General features: G+C 71.8%; 23 protein-coding genes. 9 read left to right on the top strand and 14 right to left on the bottom strand.

Annotation, left to right across the window (positions count from 1 at the left end):
- Positions 1-242: 242 nt before the first annotated feature.
- On the bottom strand, positions 243-602 hold the full coding sequence (locus tag FZO89_RS14460; protein ID WP_149103914.1) for a DUF4870 domain-containing protein: 360 nt from the start codon (positions 600-602) through the stop codon (positions 243-245).
- Positions 603-677: 75 nt separating this feature from the next.
- On the bottom strand, positions 678-2,051 hold the full coding sequence (pmbA, locus tag FZO89_RS14455) for a metalloprotease PmbA (RefSeq protein ID WP_149103913.1): 1,374 nt from the start codon (positions 2,049-2,051) through the stop codon (positions 678-680).
- A 17-nt stretch (positions 2,052-2,068) separates the two neighbouring features.
- Here pmbA and yjgA point away from each other — a divergent pair, with 17 nt between their 5' ends.
- The gene (gene yjgA, locus FZO89_RS14450; RefSeq protein ID WP_149103912.1) at positions 2,069-2,593 is read left to right on the top strand and encodes a ribosome biogenesis factor YjgA; all 525 of its coding nucleotides are present in this window, start codon (positions 2,069-2,071) and stop codon (positions 2,591-2,593) included.
- A gap of 92 nt (positions 2,594-2,685) precedes the next feature.
- On the opposite strand, the gene tldD is transcribed toward yjgA, so the two are convergent.
- The 4 genes from tldD to FZO89_RS14430 form a co-directional block, all read right to left on the bottom strand.
- The gene (gene tldD, locus FZO89_RS14445) at positions 2,686-4,137 is read right to left on the bottom strand and encodes a metalloprotease TldD (RefSeq protein WP_149103911.1); all 1,452 of its coding nucleotides are present in this window, start codon (positions 4,135-4,137) and stop codon (positions 2,686-2,688) included.
- Positions 4,138-4,195: 58 nt separating this feature from the next.
- Positions 4,196-8,086, bottom strand: coding sequence for a YhdP family protein (locus FZO89_RS14440; protein WP_149103910.1), 3,891 nt, complete (start codon positions 8,084-8,086; stop codon positions 4,196-4,198).
- 105 nt (positions 8,087-8,191) lie between these two features.
- Complete coding sequence (gene rng, locus FZO89_RS14435) at positions 8,192-9,679, bottom strand: ribonuclease G (protein ID WP_149103909.1); 1,488 nt, start codon at positions 9,677-9,679, stop codon at positions 8,192-8,194.
- Positions 9,679-10,314, bottom strand: a complete 636-nt coding sequence (locus FZO89_RS14430; RefSeq protein ID WP_149103908.1) for a Maf family protein — start codon at positions 10,312-10,314, stop codon at positions 9,679-9,681. The genes rng and FZO89_RS14430 overlap by 1 nt, the downstream gene beginning before the upstream one ends.
- A 122-nt stretch (positions 10,315-10,436) precedes the next feature.
- On the opposite strand from FZO89_RS14430, the gene FZO89_RS14425 reads away from it, so the two are divergent.
- The 3 genes from FZO89_RS14425 (at position 10,437) to FZO89_RS14420 (ending at position 12,520) form a co-directional block, all read left to right on the top strand.
- Positions 10,437-11,174, top strand: a complete 738-nt coding sequence (locus FZO89_RS14425) for an SIMPL domain-containing protein (protein ID WP_149103907.1) — start codon at positions 10,437-10,439, stop codon at positions 11,172-11,174.
- A gap of 6 nt (positions 11,175-11,180) precedes the next feature.
- Positions 11,181-11,348, top strand: a complete 168-nt coding sequence (locus FZO89_RS18555) for a hypothetical protein (protein ID WP_187471167.1) — start codon at positions 11,181-11,183, stop codon at positions 11,346-11,348.
- A gap of 485 nt (positions 11,349-11,833) precedes the next feature.
- On the top strand, positions 11,834-12,520 hold the full coding sequence (locus FZO89_RS14420) for an energy transducer TonB (RefSeq protein ID WP_149103906.1): 687 nt from the start codon (positions 11,834-11,836) through the stop codon (positions 12,518-12,520).
- Positions 12,521-12,656: 136 nt separating this feature from the next.
- Here FZO89_RS14420 and rlmH read toward each other — a convergent pair whose 3' ends face one another.
- The 6 genes from rlmH to FZO89_RS14390 all read right to left on the bottom strand — a co-directional run bounded on the left by rlmH (position 12,657) and on the right by FZO89_RS14390 (position 18,888).
- On the bottom strand, positions 12,657-13,127 hold the full coding sequence (gene rlmH, locus FZO89_RS14415; RefSeq protein WP_149103905.1) for a 23S rRNA (pseudouridine(1915)-N(3))-methyltransferase RlmH: 471 nt from the start codon (positions 13,125-13,127) through the stop codon (positions 12,657-12,659).
- 149 nt (positions 13,128-13,276) lie between these two features.
- Positions 13,277-13,696 carry a ribosome silencing factor gene (gene rsfS / locus FZO89_RS14410; protein WP_149103904.1) on the bottom strand — a complete coding sequence of 140 codons (420 nt, stop codon included), beginning with the start codon at positions 13,694-13,696 and terminating at the stop codon, positions 13,277-13,279.
- A 29-nt stretch (positions 13,697-13,725) separates the two neighbouring features.
- Positions 13,726-14,466 carry a nicotinate-nucleotide adenylyltransferase gene (gene nadD, locus FZO89_RS14405; protein ID WP_149103903.1) on the bottom strand — a complete coding sequence of 247 codons (741 nt, stop codon included), beginning with the start codon at positions 14,464-14,466 and terminating at the stop codon, positions 13,726-13,728.
- A gap of 23 nt (positions 14,467-14,489) precedes the next feature.
- Complete coding sequence (gene holA / locus FZO89_RS14400) at positions 14,490-15,533, bottom strand: DNA polymerase III subunit delta (RefSeq protein ID WP_149103902.1); 1,044 nt, start codon at positions 15,531-15,533, stop codon at positions 14,490-14,492.
- 13 nt (positions 15,534-15,546) lie between these two features.
- The gene (locus FZO89_RS14395) at positions 15,547-16,062 is read right to left on the bottom strand and encodes an LPS-assembly lipoprotein LptE (protein ID WP_149103901.1); all 516 of its coding nucleotides are present in this window, start codon (positions 16,060-16,062) and stop codon (positions 15,547-15,549) included.
- Between the two features lie 54 nt (positions 16,063-16,116).
- Positions 16,117-18,888: a leucine--tRNA ligase gene (locus FZO89_RS14390; RefSeq protein ID WP_262378671.1), complete on the bottom strand. Its 2,772-nt coding sequence runs from the start codon at positions 18,886-18,888 to the stop codon at positions 16,117-16,119.
- A 106-nt stretch (positions 18,889-18,994) separates the two neighbouring features.
- On the opposite strand from FZO89_RS14390, the gene FZO89_RS14385 reads away from it, so the two are divergent.
- Complete coding sequence (locus FZO89_RS14385) at positions 18,995-20,293, top strand: metal-dependent hydrolase family protein (protein WP_149103899.1); 1,299 nt, start codon at positions 18,995-18,997, stop codon at positions 20,291-20,293.
- On the top strand, positions 20,290-20,541 hold the full coding sequence (locus tag FZO89_RS14380) for a SemiSWEET transporter (RefSeq protein ID WP_149103898.1): 252 nt from the start codon (positions 20,290-20,292) through the stop codon (positions 20,539-20,541). Before FZO89_RS14385 ends, FZO89_RS14380 begins: the two co-directional genes overlap by 4 nt.
- On the opposite strand, the gene FZO89_RS14375 is transcribed toward FZO89_RS14380, so the two are convergent.
- Both FZO89_RS14375 and FZO89_RS14370 read right to left on the bottom strand, forming a co-directional pair.
- Positions 20,522-21,106 (bottom strand): DUF998 domain-containing protein, encoded by a 585-nt coding sequence (locus FZO89_RS14375; RefSeq protein WP_149103897.1) that lies wholly within the window; start codon positions 21,104-21,106, stop codon positions 20,522-20,524. The genes FZO89_RS14380 and FZO89_RS14375 overlap by 20 nt on opposite strands.
- A 208-nt stretch (positions 21,107-21,314) precedes the next feature.
- Complete coding sequence (locus FZO89_RS14370) at positions 21,315-22,514, bottom strand: winged helix-turn-helix domain-containing protein (RefSeq protein WP_222928125.1); 1,200 nt, start codon at positions 22,512-22,514, stop codon at positions 21,315-21,317.
- Positions 22,515-22,618: 104 nt separating this feature from the next.
- On the opposite strand from FZO89_RS14370, the gene trxA reads away from it, so the two are divergent.
- From trxA to FZO89_RS14355, 3 genes are all read left to right on the top strand, one after another.
- Complete coding sequence (gene trxA, locus FZO89_RS14365; RefSeq protein WP_149103895.1) at positions 22,619-23,491, top strand: thioredoxin; 873 nt, start codon at positions 22,619-22,621, stop codon at positions 23,489-23,491.
- A 285-nt stretch (positions 23,492-23,776) separates the two neighbouring features.
- Positions 23,777-24,223 (top strand): DUF4442 domain-containing protein, encoded by a 447-nt coding sequence (locus tag FZO89_RS14360; protein WP_149103894.1) that lies wholly within the window; start codon positions 23,777-23,779, stop codon positions 24,221-24,223.
- A gap of 173 nt (positions 24,224-24,396) precedes the next feature.
- Positions 24,397-26,457 carry a bifunctional serine/threonine-protein kinase/formylglycine-generating enzyme family protein gene (locus FZO89_RS14355; RefSeq protein ID WP_187471166.1) on the top strand — a complete coding sequence of 687 codons (2,061 nt, stop codon included), beginning with the start codon at positions 24,397-24,399 and terminating at the stop codon, positions 26,455-26,457.

The raw sequence follows: 26,457 nt of genomic DNA, 5'->3' as shown, positions 1-26,457 counted from the left end.
ACCATCATGCGCCCGCCCCCGGGGAACTCAACCCAACTGATGCCCTAGCGACCCGCTTCGCGAGCACGCGGGTCAGGCCGGCGCCGGCAGGCCCATCCGGTCGGTGGTGGAGATGCCGGCGCGGGAGATCGCGTGACCGGAGCCGCCGTGCGCCGGGAAAGGCCGCAATCGGAAAACGCACGAGGCGATGCAGGGTGGACCCGGACGGGCGTCGGCCGCATCCGGGTCCGGACACACCGCGGTTACTTGATCAGCCGGATCGCGAACGGATAGCGGTAGTCCTCGCCCTTGTTGGCGGCGAGGCCGGCGATGATGGCGAAGATGATGCAGACGATCCAGATCAGGAAGTTCAGCAGCGCGCCGATCAGGATCACCGACAGGATGATGCCGACGATGTAGCCGAACAGCAGCGTGATCTGGAAGTTCAGCGCTTCCTTGGACTGGCTGATCAGGAAACCCTTGTCCGTCTTGTCCTTGTTGATCAGCCACACCACCAGGGGCACGATGAAGCCGAGGATGATGCCCGACAGGTGCGTCAGCATCGCGACCGTGCGGTCGTCCTGGCTCGCGGTGTCGCCCGGGATGGGATTGAAATCGTTCATGTGTTTCCCCGAAGTTGTTGGAGCGCGGTTTACGCGCGCGGCTCCCTCCGCCGCGCGGCCGGGCCTAGCATACCGTCAATCGGCGCCGGCCACCGTCATCGCGCCGACCAGGATCGAGCCGGTGCGGATGTGCGAACGCGGGTCGACATCGCGACCCACGGCCTCGATGCCGAGGAACATCGCACGCAGGTTGCCTGCAACGGTGATCCCGTCCACCGCATGGGCGATCGCGCCATCTTCCACCCAGAAGCCGGCGGCACCGCGCGAATAGTCGCCGGTCACCGGGTTCACGCCCTGCCCCATCAGTTCGGTGACGACCAGGCCGCGACCCATGCCGCGCACCATCTCGTCGAAGCCGCCGGCGTTCGGCGAGAGCTCCAGGTTGTGCACGCCGCCGGCGTTGCCCGTGGTCTGCAATCCGAGCTTGCGCGCCGAGTAGCTGCCCAGCACGTAGCGCTGCAGCACCCCGCCCTCGACCAGCGAGGACGCACGCGTGGCCACGCCTTCGCTGTCCCAGGCGGCCGAGCGCAGGCCGCGTCGCAGGAACGGATCCTCGCGGATCGACAGCCATTCCGGGAACAGCCGCGTGCCCACGCTGTCGGGCAGGAAGCTCGCGCGCCGGTACAGCGCGCCACCGGAGACCGCGCCGAGCAGGTGCCCGACCAGCGAGCGCGCGACCTCGGCGCTGAACAGCACCGGGTAGGTCCCGGTCGCCAGCGGCCTGGGCTGCAGTCGCGCCACCGTGCGCTGCGCGGCGTGGCGCCCGATCGCGACCGGCGATTCGAGGTCGGCTTCCGCCAGCGCGTAGCTGTACCAGCCATCGCGCTGCATGTCGTCGCCCTGGCCGGCGATCAGTGCGCAGCCGATGCTGTGGTGGGTGTCGCGCTCGGCGCCGACGAATCCGTGCGAGTTGGCGTACACGCCCAGCGACGCGCTGCTGCTGGCCGAGCCGCCATCGGAGTTGGCGATGCGCGCGTCGGCGTCGCGGCCCGCCGCCTCGCAGGCGAGCGCAAGGTCGACCGCGCGGTCCGCGTCGAGCGCCCACGGGTGCCAGTCGTCGAAATCGGGCCAGCCACCGGGACCGGGACGCGCCATCAGTCCGGCATCGGCCAGCCCGGCCGCGGGATCGGCCTCGGTGAACTTCGCGATCGCGCAGGCCTGCGCCACGCTGGCGTCGAGGCTGGCATCGCGCAGGTCGGCGGTACTGGCGCTGCCCTTGCGCCGGCCGAAGTAGACGGTCACGCCGATGCCGCGGTCGCGGGTCGCCTCGACCGTCTCGACCTCGCCCATGCGCACGTTCACGCTCAGGCCGCGTTCTTCGGAGCACGAGACCTCGGCCTGGTCGGCACCCTGCGCGCTGCACGCCTCGAGCAGGCGCGCGGCCAGCGCCTGCAGGCGGTCGAGGCGTTCGAGGCTGTCGTCGGTGGCGGGCACGGCAACGCTGTTCAATGGCTTATCCTGATGCGATGAGAGGGAAGGACGAAGACACGGGCGAGTTCCTGTCGCCCAGCCGCAGCCAACAGCGCCGCGAGGCCCTGGACGTGCTGGCGCTGGCCACGCAGCTCGCGGAACTGGAACCGGGCCGGCTGGCGAAACTGCCGCTGCCCGAGCACCTGCGGCCGCACATCGCCGAAACGCGGCGCATCACCTCGCACATCGCGCGCAAACGCCAGCTGGCGTTCCTGGCCAAGCAGATGCGGCGCGAGGACGACGAGGTGCTCGACGCGATCCGCGATGCGCTCGACGCCGGTGGCGAGGCGGCGAAGCAGGAGACCGCGCTGCTGCACCGCGCCGAACGCTGGCGCGAGCGACTGCTCGACGAAGGCGACGCGGCGCTGGCGGAACTGCTGGAAGAATTCCCGCAGGCCGATCGCCAGCAGTTGCGGCAACTGGCGCGCAACGCGCTCGACGAACGCGCCCGCGACAAGCCGCCGCGCGCGTTCCGGGAGTTGTTCAGGCTCCTGCGCGAGACGCTCGCGCAGGAGCGGTGATTCGCCATTGGTGATTGGTGATTCGAAAAGGCGTGGGCGACTCGCCATCCGGCTGTTCCGAATCACGAACGAACAGTCACGAATCACGGCTCTCAAGCGCGCGTCCCGCCCACCGTGATCTGCGACACCAGCAGCGACGGCTGGCCGACGCCCACCGGCACGCTCTGGCCGTCCTTGCCGCAGGTGCCCACGCCCTCGTCGAGCGCGAGGTCGTCGCCGACCATGGTCACGCGCTGCATGGTTTCCGGGCCGTTGCCGATCAGGGTCGCGCCCTTCACCGGCGCGGTGATCCTGCCGTCCTCGATCAGGTAGGCCTCGGTGGCCGAGAACACGTACTTGCCGCTGGTGATGTCGACCTGGCCGCCGCCGAAGTTGACCGCGTACAGGCCCTTCTTCACCGAGCGGATCATCTCCTCGCGCGTGCGCGTGCCGGCGAGCATGTAGGTATTGGTCATGCGCGGCATCACCAGGTGGGCGAAGGATTCGCGGCGACCGTTGCCGGTTGCCGCCACGCCCATCAGCCGCGCGTTGAGCGTGTCCTGCATGTAGCCGGTGAGCACCCCGTCCTCGATCAGGGTGGTGCACTGGGTGGGCGTGCCCTCGTCGTCGATGTTGAGCGAGCCGCGGCGCGAGGCCAGCGTACCGTCGTCGACGATGGTCACGCCCGGCGCGGCCACCCGCTGGCCCATGCGTCCGGCGTAGGTGCTGGTGCCCTTGCGGTTGAAGTCGCCTTCCAGGCCGTGGCCCACCGCCTCGTGCAGCAGCACGCCGGGCCAGCCGCTGCCCAGCACCACGGGCATGTTGCCGGCGGGCGCGTCGATCGCCTCCAGGTTCACCAGCGCCTGGCGCAGGGCCTCGCGCGCGGTCGATTCCGGACGCCCGTCGCCGAGCAACTCCTCGTAGGTGTAGCGGCCGCCGTGGCCGGCATAGCCGCTCTCGCGGCGGCCGTCCTGCTCCACGATCACCTGCACGTTGAGCCGCACGAGCGGCCGCACGTCGCCGCCGAGCACGCCGTCGCTGCGCGCCACCAGCACCGTGTCGACGCCGCCCATCAGCCCGACCATCACCTGCTGCACCCGCGGATCGGCGGCGCGCAGCATGCGGTCGATGCGTTGCAGCGCCTCGACCTTGGCGGCGCTGCCCAGCGCATCCACCGGGTCGTGCGCCGGATACAGGCTGCGGCCCTGGCCCACCGCGAGCGCACGCGGCGCGCGCGAGTCGCCGTCGCGCGCGATCGCCCGCGCCGAGCGCGCGGCCTCCAGCAGCGCCTCGCCGTTGATGTCGTCGGAATAGGCGAAGCCCGTCTTCTCGCCGCTGATCGCGCGCACGCCGACGCCCTGCTCGATCGAATGCGCGCCATCCTTGACGATGCCGTCCTCCATGCTCCAGCTCTCGCGACGCGAATGCTGGAAATACAGGTCGCCGAAATCGATGCCGGGCCCGAGCAGGGTGCCGAACATGCGGTCGAGTTGCGAGGCGTCGAGCCCGGCGGGCAGCAGCAGGCGGGATTCGGCGACGGCGAGCGGGGTCTGGGCGTTGTTCATGCCGCGCAGTCTGGGGCCTGGCGCGAGGATCGCAAGCCCGTCGATCCCCGGGACGGCATCACTGCGCGCGCGGCGGCGCCGCTGAACGACGCGCCGCGGCCGCCTGCGGCGCATTGGCCGGCTCGACCACCTCGACCTGCGGATCCTTCCACGGCCCGGTCACGCGATACGTGCGCGCGCCCATCCCGCCCAGTGGCCGGCGCAGCATCGCGTTGGCGACGGCGCCGACCGCGGCGCCGACCGGCCCGCCGGCGATCGCACCCACGGCCGGCAGCAGGTTGCCGGTCTTCGGCAGCACCTCGATGGTCTGGTCGTGGGTCTGTGCACGCAGGTCGCTGCGGCCGCGCATGATGATTTCCGCGGCCGGTCCGTCGATCTGCATGTCGTCGCTGCGGGCGATGCCGGCGGCGAAGCGCACGCTGCCGCCGATGCGGTCGAAGCTGAAGCCCTTCGCGAAGAAGTCGCGGAAATCGAGCATCAGCCGCCGCGGCAACTGCGCGATGCTGAGCAGGCCGAGCACGCGGCCGGCGCCCGGCTCCACCTCCACCAGGCGCCCGTCCTTGATCGCCAGCGACAGTTCGCCCTGCATGGCGCCCAGCGCGAAATCGGCCGGGCTGCGCGGCCACTGCGCGGAGAAACGCAAGGTTCCCTCGCCGCCGTCGATGCTCGTGCCGAAGCCCAGGCCGGCCATCAGCTCGCCGAAGTCGCGACTGTCCGCGTCCACGCGCAGTTGCGTGCGCGCACTGGTGCCGCGTCCGGTCCAGCTGCCGCCGGCGTCGATGCGCTGCCGATCCGAGCGCGTCTGCAGGCGTTCGATTTCCAGCCCGCTGGCGGTGGCGCGGGTCTGCAGTTCCAGCCGGCCCAGGGCGAGCGTGCCGAAACGGAAATCGTCCACATCGATCCGCAACGGCGGGACCTTCGAAGGATCGAGGCTGTCGCCACTGGCCGGGCGCGGTGACGCCGGCGGATTCGCCGCTTCCGTTGCCGTTGCCGTTGCCGTCGCCGTGCGCCCCAGCGGCGTCGCGGACTGCCAGTGCAGGCGCGCGAAGCGGCCGCTGACCGGCACGGCCGACGCGCGCGGCAGCTGCAACGTCCCCGCCAGCGCGGCGCCCTCGAAGCGCACCTGGGTGCCGTCACCCGCCGGGCCCGCCAGCAGGCGGGTGTCGGCGAAATCCGCACCGAGCAGGCGCAGGCGCGCCGCGGTGATGTCGATGCCGCGCAACGGCATCGCACCATCGCCCCCCCCGCTGCCGGAGGCCAGGGTGGCCCAGGCCAGCGCATCCAGCACCGGCGCATGGCCGCTGGCCGCCAGGCCCGAAGCCGGCGGCGGCTGGGTCACGCGCGATGCCCCGAGCACGGCGCGTACGCCGGTGCCCGCCGGCGACGTGGTGGCGCGCAGCGCCAGCCGTCCACCGAGGTCGACGCTGAGTTCGCCATCGCCCAGCGGCAGCGTGGTCGCGATCGTGGTCGGCAGCGCCTCGGCCGCGGGTTTCGCCAGCGGTTCGGGCAGGTCCAGGGTGGTGCCGACCAGGTTCGAGCGCAGTTGCAGCCGCGCCGGCGCCGCGGCGCCCGCCTGCACGGCCCGCGGGATCGCCACGCCGACGCGCCACTGCGAGCGGCCACGCACGCGCGGTGCCAGCCAGTCGAGTTGCGGCGCGTGCTGCAGCAGGTCGTTCGCGGCCAGCACGCCATCGAGGTCGGCTTCGAATGCGGAAGCGGGGTCGCGCACGTGGCCCTGCCCGGCGCGCAGCGACAGCGTGCCCGGCCGCCCCTCGCGCACCGCCTTCAGGCTGCTGCCGTCGAAGCCATGGCGGTCGTAGGTGGCGCGACCGCGCACCTGGTCGAAGCCCAGCTTCCAGCGCGCGTCCGCCAGGCGCACGCCTTCCAGGTCCACCTCGCCGGCGATCGTCGGCCGCGCGCCGGCGCCGCGCAGCGGCAACGACATGGAGAACGTCGCCGCCACCGGGCCGCTCGCCGAGAGGCTGTCGAGCGTGTCCTCGATCCCGTTGCGCAGCGGGCTCCGGCGCAGCAGCGCGAGCAGGGCGCCGGCATCCCCGGCGGAGCGCGCACTGATCTCCAGCGGCGCCCGCCCGTAGTGCGCGAGCGCGGCCTGCACGCCCCGCACCTCGACCCCGGCCACGGCGCCGTCGCCGCGCACCGTGAAGCCGTCGTTGACGAAGTCGACCTCGCCGTCGAAGTCCTCGACCGCGGGCCAGTCGCGATGGAACTTCACCACCGCGCCCTGCAGCCGGGCATCGGCATGGAACAGCCCGGCGTGCTGCCGGTCGCGGCGCGTGCTGAAGGGCCAGTCGTCGAGATCGCCGCTGATCAGCGCGCGTCCCTCGCGCACGCGCCCGGCCACCAGTGCGTCGTCGAGCCAGCGCTCGGCCGCGTCGGGCATCACGTGGCGCACCCAGAAGCGCTTGGCCACGGTCACCTCGGCATCCTCGACCGCGGCCGCGATGTCGATGAACGGGCGGGTGCCGTCGTTCTGGAACCACATCCCGCCCTGCACGTCGGCGGCATAGCCCTCGCCGGCCACCCGCAGCGAGGGCGTGCCCACGCGCAGGCCCGCGCCCTCGCGCCAGCCCGCCACTTCCCCTCGCAGGGTGACGGTATGCGGCGGTCCGAACCCCGACGGCCAGTCGAAGCGCACCTTCGCCGCCGGATCCGGCTCGAAGCGGAAGCCCTGGGCATCGCCCGAGAACGCGCCGGCGAGCCCCGCGAACCCGGGCGTGTCGCCGACGCTGGCCATGCGCAGGGCCTCGACCCGCGCGTTCGCACGCAGGCGACCATCCGCACCGCGCTCGAACGCGATGTCGTGCAGGGTCGCGTCCGGCGCCGCGGCCAGCAGCCAGTTGCGCAGGCCCGGCTCCAGCCGGTCGCCGAGCGCGAGCACGGACAGAAGCGGGCCCGCATCGAGCCGTGCCGCACGCAGCGCGAACCGCTGCCCGCCCGCGACCGCGAGCCCGTCGAGCACCTGCGAGCCGCCATCGCCCGCAATGCGCAGCCGCGGCGCATCCACGCGCCAGCCCTGGTCCGCCAGTTGCCAGCGCGCCTTCGCCTCGAGCTGGCCGAAGCGCAGGCGCGGCGGCGCAAGACCCGCCGCCACCGGCGTCCCGGCCAGTTGCACGTCGGCCAGGGCGGCATCCACCGTCACCCGGCTGACCCGCCTGTTGCGCAGTTGCAGCCACAGTTGCGCGCTACCCGTGCCGGAGGCCACCCCGACACCGGCATGGCGCAGCAGCGGCGCCCAGGGCGCCAGTTCCGCCTCCATCGCGGCGGCGTGGACGCGTCCGTCGCCGCCGTGGCGGTCGAGGTCGATCGCCAGGTCCAGCGGCGCCGCCGCGGGATCGATCCAGGCCCGTGCCGCCGCCCGCACCCGGTCGCCGTCCACCTGCAGGCGCAGGTCGATCTTCGGCAGCGTGGTCTCGATGCCGAGCGCCGGCGCGGAGACCGTCAGCCGACCGCCGATCACCTGCAGTTCGCCGAGCGATTCGAGCGCCGCGAACGGGTCGCGCGCCGGCCGCTCGGAGCCCGGCAATCCGCGCACGTGCCAGCGGCCGTCGTCGCCGCGTTCCAGCTCCAGTTGCAGGCCGCGCAGGCGCAGCTCGGTGAACGAGCGCCCGGGCAGGAGGCCGGCGTACTGCGACACCAGGATTTCCGCCGCACCGATGCGCACCGTGTCGGCGCCTTTCCCGATGCGCAGGCCGTCCACGCGCAGCAGCGGCCCGCGCCGCGTCCATTCGGTCTCGAGCCGGTCGAACGCCACCGGCCGCCCGGCGCGCTCGCCAAGCCACGTGGCGACGCGATCCGGATGGCGCTCGGCCAGCGGCAGCAGCCGGCTCAGCGCGCCCACCGCCAGCGCGGTGAACACCAGCGTCAGCGCAACGGCGTACCACGCGCCACGGCGCGCGAGCCGCAGACGGCGGCGGAAGGGCGTGGTCACGGGCGTCGCGCCGTGCGCGACGCGGTGATTCGTGATTCGTGATTGGTGATTGGAAGAGCCTGCGTGCTTCTCCGAATCACGAATGACGAATCACGAATCACGGCCTTACAGCAAAACCACATCGAACTGTTCCTGCAGGTACTGCTCGTCGGACTGGAAGCGGATCGACTTGCCCAGGAACTCCTCGAGTTCCGCGACCGCCGGCGACTCCTCCTCGGTGATCCGCGCCACCACCTTGGGCGAGGCGATCACCAGCAGCCGCTCGGCCTCGAACTGGCGCACCGCGCGCACGATCTCGCGGAAGATCTCGTAGGTCACCGTTTCCGGCGTCTTCACCATGCCGCGGCCGCCGCACTCGTTGCAGGTCTCGCTGAGCTGGCGCTGCAGGCTGTCGACCGTGCGCTTGCGGGTCATTTCCACCAGGCCCAGCGGCGAGAAGTCGTAGACCGTGGTCTTGGCGTGGTCCTTGGCCAGCGACTTCTCGAGCGTGCGCAGCACCTGGCGGCGGTGTTCCTCGTCGACCATGTCGATGAAGTCGATGATGATGATCCCGCCCAGGTTGCGCAGCCGCAGTTGCCGCGCCACCGCCTGCGCGGCCTCGAGGTTGGTGCGGTACACCGTCTCCTCGAGGTTGCGCTGGCCGAGGAACGAGCCGGTGTTGACGTCGACCGTGGTCATCGCCTCGGTCTGGTCGATGACGAGATAGCCGCCGGACTTCAGCGGCACCTGCTTGTCTAGCGCGCGCTGGATCTCGTCCTCGACCCCGTAAAGGTCGAAGATCGGGCGGTTGCCGGTGTACAGCTCGATGCGCTCGGCCAGCACCGGCATGTACTTGGCGACGAACGCCTGCAGCCGGTCGAAGGTCTCGCGCGAATCCACCTTCACCTTCTCCACGTCCTTGCGGATCAGGTCGCGCACGGCGCGCAGCGGCAGGCTCAGGTCCTCGTAGATGCAGGTCTGCGCCGCGGCATCGCGCGAGCGACGGCCGATGATGTTCCAGACCCGCGACAGGTAGGCCAGGTCCTCGGCCAGCGCCTCGGCGGGCTGGCCCTCGGCATTGGTGCGCACGATGTAGCCCAGCTGCGCTTCGGGCAGGGACTGCTCGGCCACCAGGGCCTTGAGGCGGGCGCGCTCGGCCTCGTCCTCGATCCGCGCCGACACGCCGACCACCCGCGACTGCGGCAGCAGCACCAGGTAGCGCGACGGGATGCTCAGCTGCGTGGTCAGGCGCGCGCCCTTGCTGCCGATCGGATCCTTGACCACCTGCACGATCACTTCCTGGCCGTCGCGCAGCAATTCGGTGACCGGGCGGACCGGCTGCGGCACCGGCGGCAGGGCGCCGTCGTCCTCGGATTCGGGCTGGTTGGGGCGGATCACGTCGTTGGCGTGCAGGAACGCGGTGCGCTCGAGCCCGATCTCGACGAACGCCGCCTGCATTCCGGGCATCACCCGCTGCACCGTGCCCTTGTAGATGTTGCCGACCACGCCGCGGCGCCAGCCGCGCTCGATGTGCAGCTCCTGCAGCATGCCGTTCTCGACCACCGCCACGCGGGTCTCTCGCGGGGTGACGTTGACCAGGATTTCCTCGGACATCAGCGCGGCGCTCCCGTATCCGCTTGCGCATCATCCGTCGCCGCACGGGAAGGTTCCGGACCGAACCCGGTCGCGATCCCGAACGCCTTCAGCAGCATCGCCGTCTCGTGCAGCGGCAGGCCCATCACGCCCGAATAGCTGCCGTCGAGCCGGGTGACGAAACGTTCCGCGCCGCCCTGGATGGCATAGGCCCCGGCGCGGCCCATCGGCTCGCCGCTGGCGACGTAGCCCGCGATCTCATCATCCTCCAGGGTCGCGAAGGTCACCTGCGAGCGGCTCACCGCCTGCGCCTCACGCCCGCCCGAGACCAGGCTGACGGCCGAGACCACGTCGTGGGTGCGGCCCGAGAGCGCACGCAGCATGTCGGCCGCATCGCGCGCGTCGCGCGGCTTGCCGAACACCCGGTCGTCGAGCACCACCTCGGTATCCGCGCCCAGCACCACCGCCCCGGGTACCGCCACCATCGCCAGCAACCCCGCCCCCGCCTTCTCGCGGGCCACGCGGCGCACGTAGTCCTCCGGCGGCTCGCCGGGCGCGCGCTCTTCGGGAACGTCCACCTCGATCACGCCGAAGGGCACGCCCAGGCGCGCCAGGAGTTCGCGCCGGCGCGGGGATTGGGAAGCAAGATGCAACATGCGGCAAGGATACCCGCGGGGGCTCGCGCGCCGGCCGAACCCGGGCCGGTAACCCCGTTCAGGCTCACGGGCCGTTCACTAGATCCTGACGACCCTGCCCCCAGCCACTCCCGGAGTTCGACATGATCCGTCCCGCCGCCTCCCTCCTGTTCGCTTCCACCCTCGCCCTGGGTGCCCTCGTGATGACCACCGCCAACGCACAGACCCCCACCCCCGCCATCGCCCCGACCGACGGCACCCTGCTCTCGGTCTCGGCCCACGCCGAGGCCAGCCGCGTGCCCGACGTGGCCAGCCTGTCCACCGGCGTGGTCACCCAGGCGGCGGACGCCAACGCCGCGCTCAAGGCCAATTCCGCCGAGATGGCCAGGGTGGTCGCCGCGATCGAGGCCGCAGGCATCGCCGAGCGCGACGTGCAGACCAGCGGCATCAGCATCCAGCCGCAGTACCGCTACGCCGAGAACCAGCCGCCGGTGATCACCGGCTACCAGGCCAGCAACACGGTCAACATCAAGGTGCGCGACATCGCCAGGCTCGGCGACGTGCTCGACGCGCTGGTCGCCAGCGGCGCCAACCAGGTCAACGGCCCCAGCTTCGAGATCGACCAGCGCGAGGCCGCCTACGACGAAGCCCGCCAGTCCGCGCTGAAGCTGGCCCGGGCGCGCGCGGAGATGTACGCCGAGTCGCTGGGCCTGCGCGTGCGCCGGATCGTGAGCATCAGCGAAGGTGGCGGCTTCCAGCCGCCGATGCCGATGATGAAGTCGATGGACATGATGGAAGCGCGGGTGCAGTCCGCGCCGGTGTCGCCGGGCGAGACCACGCTCGGCGCCAACCTCGATGTCGTGTTCGAACTCGGGAGGTAAATCGACATGTCCAGGACACCCGACCGCCAGGAAAAGCGCTCCGGCTACCCCGAGGAGCAACCCTTCGACGGCGAGGACGCGCGCAAGACCGGCCCGCAGAAGAAGCCCGACCCCGACGAGGGCGGGCTGGACCGGCAGCCGGAGCAGGACGGGACGAACGAGGACGACGATTGATCGTCGATCGTTGACAGCCTGAGGGGTGATCGGAGGGCCGTAGGGGCCTACGCAATCATCGTGCCGCCACCTTGCCTGGCATCGGCCTGGCAGGGCTGCGACACGACCTCTTCCCCCAGCCCAGCGGGGTCCCCATCCCGGCATGGGGACCTTTCCGATGCCACCCACGCCAAATCCGACCGGGCGCCTTGCCCCCGACCGGCTGCTCCGCCGCCGGCGGCCTTGGCCACTGTCCACCGCAACATGCATGCCGATCGAGGCGACGGGTGCCGGTCTCCGGCATTCGCCCGCCGTCCGTCGACGCATCGCCGTGTTCGACTTCCGTCGCATTGCACGCGGGCTTCCCGCGGGCGTAGCGTGGAGTCGCAGTCGGGTCACGCGCCAGCGCGGGCAGGCTCCACCGGAATCGACCCCGGACCGTCCACTGACGCGTTCGCAGCCACACGGGCGGCCGCAACGGCCGCCGGCAACAGCGGAGGTGGGCCATGGTGTTGCAGCAGACGCATTCCGTTCCCCGCAAGGCGCAGCCGTCGCGCCTCGACTTCAACCGCATCCTCGGGCTCAGCAGCACGCTGGCGCTGAACGTGCTGGCCCTGTCGTTCCTGCTGATGCCGATGACCATGCCGTCGATTCCAGCGGTCGTGGATCCACCGCCGGGACTGATCGTGGTCGACATCGTCCCGATCAGGCCGGTCACGCCGCCACCGCCGGTGGTGAAGATCGTCGAACCGACGCCACGACCGCAGCCAGCGATACGCGAGACGGTGGAACCAGCACCGACGATCGATGTGCCCGTGCTGGTCGACCAGGGCATCGTCGTGCCCGAGACCGTGGTGGACGCGGCGCCGGCGAACGACGCGCCGCCCACGATCGAGCCATCCGGACCGGTGCTGGGCATGCAACTGCAATACGAGAGTGCGCCTTCGCCGACGTACCCGCGCGCGGCGATCCAGCGCAACCTCGAAGGCACGGTGCTGTTGCGCGTGCTGGTGGGCACCGATGGCAGCCCGCTCGAAGTCGGCATCGAACGCAGCAGCGGCCATGGCGTGCTGGATCGCGAGGCGGTGCGCCACGTGCAGCGCAACTGGCGTTTCCGCCCGGCGACACGCGACGGGCAGGCGGTGCAGGCCGTCGGCCTCGTGCCGATCGAGTTCAAGCTCGGTCGCGGTTGACTGTCGTCGCTGCAGGAACGCCCGCCCTCGCGCAGGCGTTCCTGGTCGCGTAGGGCCGGCCCGGACCCGCCAGTGCGCCCCTCCCCGAACCCGGGGCGGGAGCGATTGCCCCCGTGCGGCAGCGACGTCGCCGCATTCAGGCGCGGTGGTAGGGATGGTTCGCCAGCAGCGCTGCAGCGCGGTACAACTGCTCGGCCAGCACCAGCCGCACCAGCATGTGCGGCAGGGTCAGGGGGCCGAGCGACCACTGTTCGTCGGCGTGCGCCAGCACCTCGGGCGCGTGGCCCTCGGGACCGCCGATCAGGAAGGCCAGGTCGCGCCCCTGTCCGCGCCAGTGTTCCAGGCGCTGGGCGAGCTGTTCGGAGGAATGCATCCGGCCACGCCCGTCGAGCGCGACCACGTGCGTGTTCTTCGGCAGCGCCGCGAGGACGCGGGCGCCCTCGTCCTGCATCGCGCGCACCGTGTCCCGGCCCTTGCCGCGCACACCGGGTTCGACTTCCACCAGCTCCAGCGGCAGCCAGTGCGAGAGCCGCTTGCGGTATTCCCCGAACCCCTCCGCCACCCAGCCGGGCGCGCGTTCGCCGACGGCGACCAGGCGCGCCTTCACTGCGCTAGGACGATCGAGGACGCGATTGCCGGGAATCCGGCCAGCGGGGCGTGTTCGTCGCGGGCGAGGCCGCCGCAAATCGCCGCAGGCCGATCATCCACGAGCAGGAGGTCGAAATCGCGGCACCCGGACAAGGTCGCTGCCGTGCCTCAGCCGCGGTCGTCGTCGGGCGCGTCGGCGGGGAGTTCGGGCGGCTGGTCGCCGACCGTCCACAGGCGCTCGAGCGCGTAGAACTCGCGCACGCGCGGCAGCATGACATGGACCACCACGTCGCCGAGGTCGACCAGCACCCACTCGGCCTCGCGCTCGCCTTCGACGCCCAGCGGCTGGCAGTCGAGCTGCTTGGCCTTGCGCACCACCTCGTCGGCGATCGACTTCACGTGCCGGGTCGAAGTGCCCGAAGCGATCACCAGGTAGTCGCAGACGCTGGTCTTGCCGCGCACGTCGATCTCGGTGACGTCCTTCGCCTTGAGTTCGTCGACCGCGCCGTGGATCGACCTGAGCAGCACATCGGCCGGCGGCGGCGGGTTGGGGAGGCGGGTCTTGATGACGTGGGCGGAACTGGTCAAGGGCAAAGGCTCGGGCGGCTGCGGCGCGATTATAGCGAAGCCGGCGTCGCGGCCCCGTTCAGGCCGTACAGGCGGTGGCGGACGATGTAGTCGGCGACCACGCCGGGCACCAGATCGTGCCAGGGCCCACCGCCGGCGATGCGGTGGCGCACTTCGGTCGCCGAGCCGGGATGCAGGGGCTGCTGCAGGCGCAGCAGGCGGCCTGCGGGCGACCCGCGCAGCGCGGTCGCCGAGTCGACCCAGCGCCCGGCGGTGGCCTCGGCGAGTACCGGCGGCAGGCGCAGGTCGAGGGCGCTCCCGGAGCGCTCGGCGACGACCAGATGCGCGAGCCCGAACAACGCGGTCCATTCGCGCCAGGTCGGCAGGCCGAGCAGGCTGTCGGCGCCGATCAGCAGCGCGACCGGGACCGCATCGCCGTACTCGGCCCGGACGGCGCGCAGGGTATCGACGCTGTAGCTCGGCCCGTCGCGGTCGAGTTCGCGCAGATCGACCTGCAGCCCCGGCTCGCCGTCGATGGCCAGCGCCAGCATCCGCGCGCGATGGGCGGCGTCCGCGCCCGGAGGCGCGCGGTGCGGTGGATCGGCCGCGGGCATCATCCGGATGGTGCAGCCGAGCGCGTCGCGCGCATGGCGTGCGATGGCGAGGTGGCCCAGATGCACCGGATCGAAGGTGCCGCCGTAGAAGACGAGCAGGGAATCGGGAGCAGGGAATCGGGAAGGGAGGGAAGCATCGGGCGACACGTCCGGCACTGCCTGCTTTCCATTCCCCATTCCCGATCCCCCATTCGCGGCCGTCACGCCAGCAGCGCCGTCGCCTTCGGTTCGGCGACCGCCACCAGCAACCGCTCCAGCGCCAGCCAGGCGTCGACCGGCTCTTCGCCCGGGCGCACCCGGCCCTTGGCGATGCGGTCGACACCGCCGGCCATCGCCACGAAACGTTCCCAGTGCGGCGCTGGATGCCGCGACAGCGCGCGCCGGTACACCGCCTGCTTCGAATCCCACACCCGCTGCGCCTTGAACTCGGCGGCGAGGTTGCCGCCGCGGGCCTGCACGCGCGCCAGCGCGGCGACGCGGTTGAGCTCCATCGCCACCATGCCCATCAGCGCCGGCACCGCCTCGCCCTCGCCGCGCAGGCCGGCGAGGATGCGCGAAGCCTGCGCCGCCTGCCCGTTCAGCGCGGCATCGACCAGGCGGAACACGTCGAAGCGCGCGGCATCGGCGACCAGCGCCTCCATGCGCGCGGCATCGAGCGACGCGCCGTCGGCCAGCAGCACGAGCTTGTCGACTTCCTGGGCCGCGGCCAGCAGGTTGCCCTGCACGCGTTCGGCCAGGCGCTGCACCGCGCCACGGTCGGCACGCACGCCGCGCTGGCGCAGGCGTGCCTCGAGCCAGCCTTCGAGTTCGTGCGGCCGCACCTGCGGCGCGTGGATGAAGTGCCCGCACCTGGCGATCGCCTCGCTCCACTTGCCGCCGTGCTGCCGGCTCCAGTCGCCGGCGGTGACCAGGAGCACGATGTCGCCGGGCGGCTGTGCGCAGTAGCCGGCCACGACGTCCGCGCCCTCCTTGCCTGGCTTGCCGGTCGGCAGGCGCAGTTCGACCAGCCGCTGCGCCGAGAACAGGCTGGGCGAGCGGAAGCTGGCGTCGAGCGTGTTCCAGTCGAAATCGCGGCCGTCGGCGTCGAACACCTCGCGCTCGCCGAAGCCGGTCTCGCGGGCACGGGCTCGGATCTGGTCCGCGGCTTCCAGCACCAGCAGCGGTTCCGGGCCGGCGACGAGGTAGACGGGTCGCAGAGGCTCGGCGGCGAGCTGTGCGGCGAGGCGGTCGGGCTTCAGTTCCATCCGCCCGGGCGGCTCATTGCGCGGCTTCCCGGAGCTCGCGCGTGGCCGCGTCGATGCGGCGCAGGATCGAGGCGCTCATCTCGTTCTCCAGCTCACGGGCCAGCAGTTCGCGTTCGGAGTCCGAGCCGGTCAGGTCGGTCGGAACGCGGATGTAGTCGCGCGACAGTTCCACCGCCTGCTGCGGCACGAGCTCGTCGCCGTTGGCGTCGACCAGCGCGAACACCACCGCATAGCGCAACGTGTACTCCTGTGCGCGACCGAACTGGTCGATGCTCAGCGGGGTCGAGGCCCAGCGCTCGGAACGGATCGCGAGAGTGGCCAGCCGGCCCTTGGTCCCGGGTTCGACCACCTGCGCGCCGGCGCGTTCCAGCGCACGCGCCAGCGATTGCGCAAGCGGGCTGTAGGGATCGCGCGCGGTGATGCGCACCTGGCCCATGTCGTCCGGCAGCACCAGGGCGTCGCGCAGGTGGAAACCGCAGGCCGACAGGCCGAGGGCGAGCAGGATGGCGAGCAGGAGGGTCCGGATCATCGGCGAAGTCTGGCGGAGGCCGCTGGTGCCGGCAAGCGCGGCGGCAAGGTGCGTTCAGCCGGCGACGACATTGACGATCTTGCCCGGGACCACGATCAGCTTGCGCACCGCCAGCCCCGACAGGAAGGCCTGCACGTTGGGCTCGGCCAGCGCCGCGGCCTCGACCGCCTCGCGCGGCGCGTCGACCGGCACCTCGATGGTGCCGCGCAACTTGCCGTTGACCTGCACCGCCAGGGTCACCGCGTCGCGGACCAGGGCGGCGGGATCGGCCCGCGGAAACGGCACGTCCTCGAGCAGGGTCTCGGCATGGCCCAGCGCCTGCCACAGCGCGTGGCTGGCGTGCGGGGTGATCGGGTTGAGCAGCAGCACCATCGCTTCCAGGCATTCCTGGCGCAGCGCCTGGCCGTTGCCGGCGTCGGCCGGCGCCGCGCCTGCCGCAGGGTCGAACTTCGCCACCGCGTTGAGCAGTTCCATCACCGCCGCGATCGCGGTGTTGAAGCCGTGTCGGCGACCGTAGTCGTCGCCGACCTTCTGGATCGTTTCGTGCAGCTGGCGGCGCAGCGCCTTCTGCGCCGGCGTCGCGGCGGCCTGGTCGAACGCGGCGGCCACGCCACCCGCGGCATGCCGCTGCACCTGCGCCCACAACCGCCGCAGGAAGCGCGACATGCCCTCCACGCCCGCCTCGTTCCATTCCAGCGACTGGTCGGGCGGCGCGGCGAACATCGAGAACAGGCGCACGGTGTCGGCGCCGTAGCGCGCGATCATCGCCTGCGGATCGACGCCGTTGTTCTTCGACTTGGACATCTTCTCGACGCCGCCGATCATCACCGGATGGCCGTCGGCCCTGAGCGTCGCCCCGGCGATCCGCCCCTTCTCGTCGCGCACCACCTCGACGTCGGCGGGGTTGATCCACTCCTTCGAGCCGTCGACGTGTTCGCGATAGTAGGTCTCGGCGATCACCATGCCCTGGGTGAGCAGGCGCGTGGCCGGCTCGTCGCCGTCCACAAGGCCTTCGTCGCGCAGCAGGCGGTGGTAGAAGCGGAAGTACAGCAGGTGCAGGATGGCGTGTTCGATGCCGCCGATGTACTGGTCCACCGGCGCCCAGTACTTCGCCCGGTCGTCGACCATGTCGGCCGCGCCCGGCGAGGTGTAGCGCGCGTAGTACCAGCTCGACTCCATGAAGGTGTCGAAGGTGTCGGTCTCGCGCTCGGCCGCGGCGCCGCACTGCGGACAGGTGGTCTTGCGCCACTGCGGATCCGACTTGATCGGCGAATGCACCACGCCCGGGTTGGCGAAGGCGTCGGCCACGTCCTCGGGCAGCACCACCGGCAACTGGTCCTCCGGCACCGGCACCGCGCCGCAGGCGTCGCAGTAGATCACCGGGATCGGACACCCCCAGTAGCGCTGGCGGCTCACGCCCCAGTCGCGCAGGCGGAAGTTGACCTTGCGACGGCCCGTGCCCTCGGCTTCGACCCGCTGCGCCAGCGCGGCGAAGGCGGCGTCGTAGTCCAGCCCGTTGTACTCGCCCGAATTGATCAGGAATCCGCGCTCGGTGTACGCGCCACGCTGCTCGAGGCCGTCCAGGTAGTCGCGCACCACGGCCACCGCGGCCGAGGTCTCGTAGGCGTCCACCGAACCGCCGGCCAGGGCGGCCTGGAACGGGTCGGCGTCGTGGGCGACGTCGCCGATGACTTCCGCCAGGGCGTCGCGCACGCCGGGCGGCACGATCACCGGACGGACCGGCAGCCCATGGCTCCTGGCGAACTCCCAGTCGCGCTGGTCGTGCGCCGGCACCGCCATCACCGCGCCGGTGCCGTAGCCCATCAGCACGAAGTTGGCGACGTAGATCGGCAGGTCCTCGCCGGTGAGCGGGTGGATCGCCCACTGGCCGGTGGCCATGCCGCGCTTGTCCTGTGCCTCGAGTTCGGCCTCGGACACGCCGCCCCGCCTGAGCTCGTCGAGGAATGCCGCGAGTTCGGGATTGCCGCGCGCGGCCTTGACCGCCAGCGGGTGTTCGCCGGCGATGGACAGAAAGGTCACGCCCATCAGCGTGTCCGGGCGCGTGGTGTAGACCGGCAGCGGCGCGTCCTCGCCATCGACGCGGAACTCGATCTCCAGGCCCTCGCTGCGGCCGATCCAGTTGCGCTGCATGGTCTTGACCGACTCCGGCCAGCCGTCGAGCGCGTCGAGCCCGTCGAGCAGTTCCTGGGCGTAGTCGGTGATGCGCAGGAACCACTGCGGGATCTCGCGCTTTTCCACCAGCGCGCCGCTGCGCCAGCCGCGGCCGTCGATCACCTGCTCGTTGGCCAGCACCGTCTTGTCGACCGGATCCCAGTTCACCACCGAGTTGCGGCGGTAGGCCAGGCCCTTCTTCATCAGCCGGGTGAACATGCGCTGCTCGTGGACGTAGTAGTCCGGCGAGCAGGTGGCGAACTCGCGGCTCCAGTCGATCGCGTAGCCGAGCGATTTCAGCTGCGCGCGCATGTGGTCGATGTTGGCGTAGGTCCACTTCGCCGGCGCCGTCGCATTCCTGATGGCGGCGTTCTCGGCCGGCAGGCCGAACGCGTCCCACGCCATCGGCTGCAGTACGTTGCGGCCGGTCATGCGCTGGTAACGGCTGATCACGTCGCCGATGGTGTAGTTGCGCACGTGGCCCATGTGCAGCGCACCGGACGGGTACGGCAGCATCGACAGGCAGAAGTACTTCGGCTTGCCCGGCTGCTCGCCGACCTCGAAGGCGCGGGTCCCGTCCCAGAACCGCTGGGCGGCGGCCTCGACGGCGGCGGGCTGGTAGGCGGGCTCGGGGCTGGCGGTGACTTCGGACACGGCGCGACGACGGGATCGGGGAGCCGGACAGCCTACCCCAGCGCCCCGGAAGCCGCCATCGGGCCGGCTATGATCGTCGGACCACAGCCCAGGGAAATCCGCCCACATGCGCCTGTCCGTCGCCAGCCTCGCCCTCGCCGCCTCCACCGCCCTGCCCGCGCTCGCGGCCGATCCCGTCGCACTGCACTGCGAGCGGCTGTTCGACGCCCGCAGCGGCAAGGTGCTGGGCGAGCACACCATCGTGGTCGAGGACGGACGCATCCGTTCGCTGCTGCCGGGCCGGGCGAAACTGCCCGACGGCACCATGTCGATCATGCTGGCCGGCCGCACCTGCCTGCCGGGATGGACCGACCTGCACGTGCACATGGGCGGCCAGTCGAGTCCGCAGAGCTATTCGGAAGGCTTCCGGCTCGATCCGGTCGACTACGCCTACCGCTCGGTGGGCTACGCGAACAAGACCCTGCAGGCCGGTTTCACCAGTGTGCGCGACCTCGGCGGCGAGGTCAGCCCGCACCTGCGCGACGCGATCAACCAGGGCCTGGTGGAAGGCCCGCGCATCTTCGCCGCCGGCAAGTCGATCGCCACCACCGGCGGCCACGCCGACCCGACCAACGGCCACAACTCGATGCTCTCGCACCTGATCGGCCCGCCGGGGCCGACGGAAGGCGTGATCAACTCGGTCGACGACGCTCGGCAGGCGGTGCGCCAGCGCTACAAGGAAGGCAGCGACGTGATCAAGATCACCGCCACCGGCGGCGTGCTCAGCTACGCCAAGTCAGGCGACGCGCCGCAGTTCACGGTGGAGGAGATCCGCGCGATCGTCGACACGGCGAAGGACTACGGCTACTCCGTCGCCGCGCACGCGCACGGCACCAAGGGCATGAAGCGCGCGGTCGAGGCCGGCGTGACCAGCATCGAGCACGGCACCCACATGACCGACGAGGTGATGCGGCTGATGAAGCAGCACGGCACCTGGTACGTGCCGACGATCTACGCCGGGCGCTTCGTCGCCGAGAAGGCGAAGATCGACGGCTACTTCCCCGAGATCGTGCGGCCGAAGGCGGCGCGCATCGGTGCGCAGATCCAGGAGACCGCGGCACGCGCCTACCGCGGCGGGGTGAAGATCGCCTTCGGCACCGACCAGGGCGTCGGCCCGCACGGCGACAACGCGCGCGAGTTCGTCTACATGGTGGAAGCCGGGATCCCGGCGGCGTACGCGTTGCAGTCGGCGACGCTGAATGCCGCCGAAGTGCTGGGCCTGGACGACCAGGGCGTGATCGAGGAAGGCCGCCGCGCCGACATCATCGCCCTGCCCGGCGATCCGGTGGCCGATATCGAGGCGGTGCTCGGCGTCGACTTCGTGATGAAGGACGGCACCGTGTACCGGACACCGGAGCGCGAATGAACCCCGAGTGGCTGGGCTACGTCGCGGCGACGCTGACCACGCTGGCGTTCGTGCCGCAGGCGGTGAAGACGATCCGCAGCCGCGACACGCGCGGCATCTCGCTGGGGATGTACGTGTTGTTCATCGTCGGGGTCGTGTGCTGGTTCGGCTACGGGATCGCACTGCGCTCGTGGCCGATGATCGTCGCCAATGCCATCACCTTCGTCCTCGGCGCGATCATCCTCGCGCTCAAGCTGCGCCACGGCTGAGGCGGCCCGAGGCGATCCACGCGATCCCGGCGAACCAGCACGCGCAGGCGATCCGCTGCGCGATGCCGCCGGGCAGCCACACCCCGGCCAGCGGCGCATTGGCCAGGACCGCAGCCAGCGACAGCAGCATCGGCACGCGCCACTCGCGCACCGCCAGCGCAAGCGCGAGACTGCCCGCGGCGAATGCGATCCACCATGTCGTCCACGCCGACGCGTGCAGCGCGGTGGCCGCGCCGTCGGTGTCCGAGCGCTCGATCGGCAGAACACCCTGCACCGCGAACGCCAGGGCGGACAGCAGCAGCAGCGTCGCGCCGATCCGGGCAGCGGCACCCGATCGCGCAGGCAGCAGCGTCCGCAGTCGCCAGGCGACCAGCGCAACGAGCGACCCCGGCAGCACGAACACCATCGCGTTGAACAACCCTGCCCCCGGCATGCCGCGCGCACCCGGGAGGGCCATCGGATGCACCGCCTGCGAATACCCCGGCACCTGCGCGCCGAGCGCCAGCAGCGCGCAGGCCCAGACCAGCAGCGACGTCCAGGCGAGTCTCGCGTTCGCTTCGCTCATGCGCCCTCCCGGCGAAAAGGATCCCCGCCGCCCATCCCGAAGGAACGCGCGATGCGCAGCCCCGGCCCTTGCCGCGACGCAATCCGGCGGGCCTGCCGCGTCATGATCGTCTGCGACGCTGCGCGGCGGTCGTCGGCCCACGCGCGCCCGATCCCCGCGCCGCGCTCGATTCGCCGGAGCCGGACCCGACCGCCGATGCGGGTGCCCGTCATTGCGCCACCACCGCCCGGCGCAAGGCGTTGGCCAGTCCGCCGCGGCGCTCCACGCGGACCCGGTCCAGGCCGAGCCAGCCGGCGAGCAGGGCCAGTTCCGCGGCAAGCGCCTGCGCGGTCTCCGCCGGCGCATCGACTTCGGCATGCGCGCTGCGCACCACCAGTTCGCCCCGCCGGCGCCCGGCCTTGAGGTCGACCCGCGCCACCAGCCGGTCCCCCAGCAGGAACGGCAGCACGTAGTAGCCGTGGGTGCGCCGGTGCTCGGGCACGTAGATCTCGATCCGGTAGACGAAATCGAACAGCCGCTCGCAGCGCTCGCGCTCCCAAACCACCGGATCGAACGGGCTGAGCAGCGCGCGCGCCTGGATCCTTCGCGGGATCCGCGCATCGCGATGCAGGTAGGCCGGTCGCGACCAGCCCTCGACGCTGGCCGGCAGCAGTTCGCCGGCCTCGACCAGCGCCGCCACTGCCGGGCGGCTGTGGCTGTGGTGCATGCGGTAGTAGTCGCGCAGGCAGGGCTCGCTGGCGATGCCGTGCGAGATCGCCGCGCGGCGCACCAGTTCGATGTGCGCATCGGCATCGGCGGGAACCGGACGCGCCAGGACCTGCGCGGGAAGCACCCGCTCCGGAAGGTCGTAGACGCGTTCGAACGCACTGTTGCGCCCGGCGACGGCGAGCTCGCCGGTGGCGAACAGGTGTTCCAGCGCACGCTTGGTGTTCGACCAGTTCCATCCCCAGTGGGTCTTCGCGCGCGGCAGGCCGTCGTCGAGGTCTCGCGCCGTCGACGCGCCGCGTTCGCGCACCTGGGCGAGCACCGCGTCCAGGAGTTCCGGGGAATGCCGCATCCCCGCCCATTGGTGGCCGCGCTCGCGGTAGCGGCGCATGCGGTGCTGCATGTGCGGCCACAGGTCCACCGGCATGAATGCGGCGGCGTGCGCCCAGTATTCGACCATCCGCCGCGGCGCCCGCTCCGAGGCGCGCGTGAGCAAGCCGGTGTCGTACGGGCCCATCCGGCTGAACAGCGGCATGTAGTGCGCACGCTGCAGCACGTTGACCGAATCGATCTGCAGCACGCCGGTGCGCCGCAGCGTGCGCGACAGGGTGCGCAGCGTCGGCACGGCGTGGGGGCGGTCGCAGAACCCCTGCGCGGCGAGCGCGATGCGGCGGGCCTGCGCGCGGCTCAGTGCAACGGTCACGCTCACTCCGGGACAGCGGGGACGAGGCCGCATTGTGCCCGCGGACCGGTTGTTTTTCGCGGCTCTGCCACAATGTGGGCAGTCCGTTGCCAGGAACCGAGTCCATGCCCGCCGACACCGCCAAGCCGCACGTCTTCGACGCCACCACCGCCGGATTCGAGGCCGAGGTCCTGCAGAAATCGCTGGAGATGCCGGTGCTGGTCGACTTCTGGGCCGAGTGGTGCGGGCCTTGCAAGACCCTGGGGCCGATCCTGGAGAAGCTCGCCGCCGACTACCACGGCGCCTTCCTGCTGGCCAAGGTCGACACCGAACGCGAATCGCAGATCGCGGCCGCGTTCCAGATCCGCTCGATCCCGACCGTGTACCTGGTCAAGGGCGGGCAACTGGTGGACGGGTTCCAGGGCGCGTTGCCCGAAGGCCAGGTACGCGAGTTCCTCAAGCACCACGGGATCGAACCTGCCGAAGCGGTCGATGAAGCAGAACCCGCCGAAGCGCCGCCGCCGGACCCGCACGCCGAAGTTCCGCGTCTGCGCCGGGCGATCGAGGCCGAGCCGGACAACGACGAGCTCAAGCTCGACCTCGCGCTCGCCCTGCTGCAGACGGGCGGCGCCGCCGAGGCCAGGACCCTGCTCGATGGCCTGCCGGCCAACCTGTCCACCGACGAGCGTGCGGTCAAGGCGCGCGCACGGCTCGAGTTCTCCGCGCTGCTCGCGGACGCGCCGGCGCCCGAGGCGCTGGAAGCGGCCGTCGCCGCCGATCCGGCCGACCTGCGCGCGCGCCATCTGCTTGGGGCGCACCGGCTGGTCGCCGGACGCAACGAGGAAGCGCTCGAGCAGTTCCTGGAGATGCTGCGCATCGACCGCAACCACGCCGACGGCCTGCCGCGGAAGGCGCTGATCGATGCGTTCCGCGTGATCGACGACGCCGGGCTGGTGGGGCGCTACCGCCGCCGGATGGCATCGCTGCTGCTGGTCTGAGCACGCGCCGTCGGATCGGCAACCGGTCGCCACCCGCATCGGCTGGCGTGCCGGGGCGCGCCGACATGGCGCGCCCGGCAGCACCCACCCCCATGTCGGCCGCACCCGCCTCCGGCAGGCGCCGGACCAGGAGCCGGCTCCCTGCCTCGCGCGTTGCCCAGCGCGGTCGTGCCGACTCCCTTCGATAGCCCGTGACAGCGGCCCGCGTTGCGGCCACGCCTCTCGCCGGACGCGACCATACCAGCACGTATGGTAGCCTCACGCTCCCCCGCACCCCTCGCCGCGATGCGCCCGTCCCTGCTGCGCTGGATCTTCAACCTGTGGCCGCCGTTCGCGGCCGCCGGCATCCACGTCACCCACCTCTCTCCGGACTGGCGCCACGCCCGGGTCGAACTGCGGATGCGCCCGTGGAACCGCAATTACGTGCGGACCCACTTCGGCGGCAACCTGTTCTCGATGACCGACCCGTTCTGGATGATCATGACCCTGCAGGCGCTGGGTCGCGACTACATCGTCTGGGACCGCGCGGGCTCGATCGACTTCGTCAAGCCGGGCAAGGGCACGGTGGTGGCGGAGTTCCGGCTCGACGAGGCCACGCTGGAGAACATGCGCGCGGCGACCGCCGCCGGCGACAAGCACCTGCACTGGTTCGAGACCAGCGTGGTCGACGGCGACGGCGACGTGGTGGCGCGGGTACGCAAGCAGCTTTACGTGCGGCGCAAGCGCCGCTGAGCGGCGCGCCCGGGTCGACGCTGCGGCGGCGATCCATGCCGCCGGAATCGTTCGCGACGCACCGGTCGGGGTCGCGCGCCCCGGGCCTGCCGCGGCCGCGCGACGCGGGCGACGGGTTCACCGGCCACGCAGCCCGGCCTGTGTATCCTCGGCGACGTTGGACAGGGGGCTGCATGACGCGCTGGCAGACACAGGACGCACACCGACCGTTGCCGGAAATCGCCGGCTACCGCATCTCGCGCGTGATCGGCGAGGGCGGAATGTCGACCGTGTACCTGGGCACGCAGCTGTCGCTGGGGCGCGAGGTCGCGATCAAGGTGATGCTGCCCGAGGCGCTGGCCGACGAGGTCAGCCGCCGCCGCTTCGAGAACGAGGCGCGCACGATCGCGCGGCTCGAGCATCCGCACATCGTCGGCATCCACGAGGTCGGCCGTACCGCCGACGGCCTGCCCTGGTACGCCATGCCGCACCTGCCGCGCGGGCACGTGGGGCAGCGCCGGCTCGGCGACGATCCGCAACGGGTGCGCGAGATCCTGCGCGCGCTGCTGTCCGCGCTCGCGTTCGCGCACGCGCGCGGGGTGATCCACCGCGACGTCAAGGCCGAGAACGTGCTGTTCGACGAGGCCGACCGGCCGTTGCTGGCCGACTTCGGCATCGCCCTGCGCCGCGGCCACGGCACCCGGGTGACGATGACCGGGCTGGCCGTCGGCAGCACCGCCTACATGGCGCCGGAACAGGCGCGCGGGCAGCAGGTCGACCATCGCGCGGACCTCTACAGCGTCGGCGTGCTGGCCTGGGAGATGCTGACCGGGGAACTGCCGTACAAGGCCGACGACGCGCTGGCGATGGCGATCCAGCACGCCCAGAGCCCGCTGCCGAAGCTGCCGCCCGGCCTGCGCCAGTGGCAGTCGTTCATGGACCGCGCCCTGGCGAAGTCGCCGCGCAAGCGGTTTGCGGACGCGGCGCAGATGCTCGCGGCGCTGGAGCGCGTCTCGCTTTCCGGACTCAGCCACGGCGCGAGGCTGCGGGACTTCGCGCACCGCGCCGCCACGCGCCTGCAGCGCCTGCCGAAACCGGCGTGGGTGGCGGTGGGCCTGGTCTGCGCGGCCGCGCTCGGCATGGGCATGCCATGGCGACAGCTGACGGGCGACGACGCGGGTGACCCGGCCACGCCCGCCCCGTCGGCCTCGTCGCTGACGGACGCGACCACCGTCTCCGCCGACGCGGCGGCATCCGCCGGCGACACCCTGGCCGCCGACGCCGCCACGATGCACGGTGCGGCGCCGCTATCGGCGGCGGACCAGGCGATCGAGCGCGCGCGCGAACGGATGCGCGCCGGCCGGCTCACGACGCCCGCCGGCGAAAGCGCACTCGACAGCCTGCTCGAGGCCGCGCGGGCCGAAGCCGGGCACCCGCAACTGGCCGCCACCTCCTCCGCCCTGCTCGATGCGCTGGGCGAGGCTGGGGTCGGTGCGATCGACGCGGGTCGCGACGCCGATGCCGCGCCCCTGCTGCAGGCGGCTGCTCGCGTGCAGGAAGCCGCGACGCCGTCCGCCAGCGCACGCGCCAACCACCGGGCGCGCGTGGACAAGGCGTTGCGGGCGCGCCTCGCGGCCGCCACCCGTCGCCTCGACCGCGCCGATGCGATGCGCCTGGTCGAGCACGCACGCCTGGTGGGCCTGCCGAATGCGAGCGTGCAGCAGCTGCTCGCGCAGGCCGAACGCATTCCCGACCTGCAGGGCCGCGACCCCGGCAACCTGGACGGGATGGTGGTGCTGGAAGGCGCCACGCGTCCGCTGGCGGCGTTCGCCAGTCCGGTCAGCCGCGCAGGCTACGCCCGCTTCGCCGAAGTCACCGGGCGCGAGCCCGCGCTGTGCCGCGAACGCATCTCGCTGTTGCGCGTGTTCGACCGGCGCGACTGGACCGAGCCCGGCTTCGAGCAGGGCGACGGCGATCCCGTGGTCTGCGTGTCGTGGCAGGACGCGGAAGCCTACGCGCAGTGGCTCGGGAACCGCGACGGCTACCGCTACCGCCTGCCCACCACCTCCGAAGCGGCCAGCCTGGGCGCCGCTGGCGGCGCGCGCATCGTGTCGGAATGGCGCGCGGACTGTGCGGCGAACTGCGCGCGGCGTGCCGTCGCCGGTGCCAGCTGGCGCACCGAAACCGCTTCGCGCACGCTCGATCCGGAGCGCGGCTACGACGACGTCGGCTTCCGCCTGGTGCGCGAGCTCTAG

It is taken from the genome of Luteimonas viscosa (assembly GCF_008244685.1).
GTDB classification, from domain to species: Bacteria; Pseudomonadota; Gammaproteobacteria; order Xanthomonadales; family Xanthomonadaceae; genus Luteimonas; species Luteimonas viscosa.
This window is presented reverse-complemented; position numbering and strand designations above follow the sequence as displayed.

Coding starts and splice junctions, on each gene's coding strand:
- FZO89_RS14380 (WP_149103898.1), top strand. CDS start 20,290: ATGAACCCCGAGTGGCTGGGCTACGTCGCGGCGACGCTGACCACGCTG.
- FZO89_RS14395 (WP_149103901.1), bottom strand. CDS start 16,062: ATGATCCGGACCCTCCTGCTCGCCATCCTGCTCGCCCTCGGCCTGTCG.
- trxA (WP_149103895.1), top strand. CDS start 22,619: ATGCCCGCCGACACCGCCAAGCCGCACGTCTTCGACGCCACCACCGCC.
- nadD (WP_149103903.1), bottom strand. CDS start 14,466: ATGGGGAATGGAAAGCAGGCAGTGCCGGACGTGTCGCCCGATGCTTCC.
- FZO89_RS14425 (WP_149103907.1), top strand. CDS start 10,437: ATGATCCGTCCCGCCGCCTCCCTCCTGTTCGCTTCCACCCTCGCCCTG.
- FZO89_RS14385 (WP_149103899.1), top strand. CDS start 18,995: ATGCGCCTGTCCGTCGCCAGCCTCGCCCTCGCCGCCTCCACCGCCCTG.
- FZO89_RS14430 (WP_149103908.1), bottom strand. CDS start 10,314: ATGTTGCATCTTGCTTCCCAATCCCCGCGCCGGCGCGAACTCCTGGCG.
- rng (WP_149103909.1), bottom strand. CDS start 9,679: ATGTCCGAGGAAATCCTGGTCAACGTCACCCCGCGAGAGACCCGCGTG.
- FZO89_RS14460 (WP_149103914.1), bottom strand. CDS start 602: ATGAACGATTTCAATCCCATCCCGGGCGACACCGCGAGCCAGGACGAC.
- FZO89_RS18555 (WP_187471167.1), top strand. CDS start 11,181: ATGTCCAGGACACCCGACCGCCAGGAAAAGCGCTCCGGCTACCCCGAG.
- FZO89_RS14360 (WP_149103894.1), top strand. CDS start 23,777: ATGCGCCCGTCCCTGCTGCGCTGGATCTTCAACCTGTGGCCGCCGTTC.
- FZO89_RS14355 (WP_187471166.1), top strand. CDS start 24,397: ATGACGCGCTGGCAGACACAGGACGCACACCGACCGTTGCCGGAAATC.
- holA (WP_149103902.1), bottom strand. CDS start 15,533: ATGGAACTGAAGCCCGACCGCCTCGCCGCACAGCTCGCCGCCGAGCCT.
- tldD (WP_149103911.1), bottom strand. CDS start 4,137: ATGAACAACGCCCAGACCCCGCTCGCCGTCGCCGAATCCCGCCTGCTG.
- yjgA (WP_149103912.1), top strand. CDS start 2,069: ATGAGAGGGAAGGACGAAGACACGGGCGAGTTCCTGTCGCCCAGCCGC.
- FZO89_RS14375 (WP_149103897.1), bottom strand. CDS start 21,106: ATGAGCGAAGCGAACGCGAGACTCGCCTGGACGTCGCTGCTGGTCTGG.
- FZO89_RS14420 (WP_149103906.1), top strand. CDS start 11,834: ATGGTGTTGCAGCAGACGCATTCCGTTCCCCGCAAGGCGCAGCCGTCG.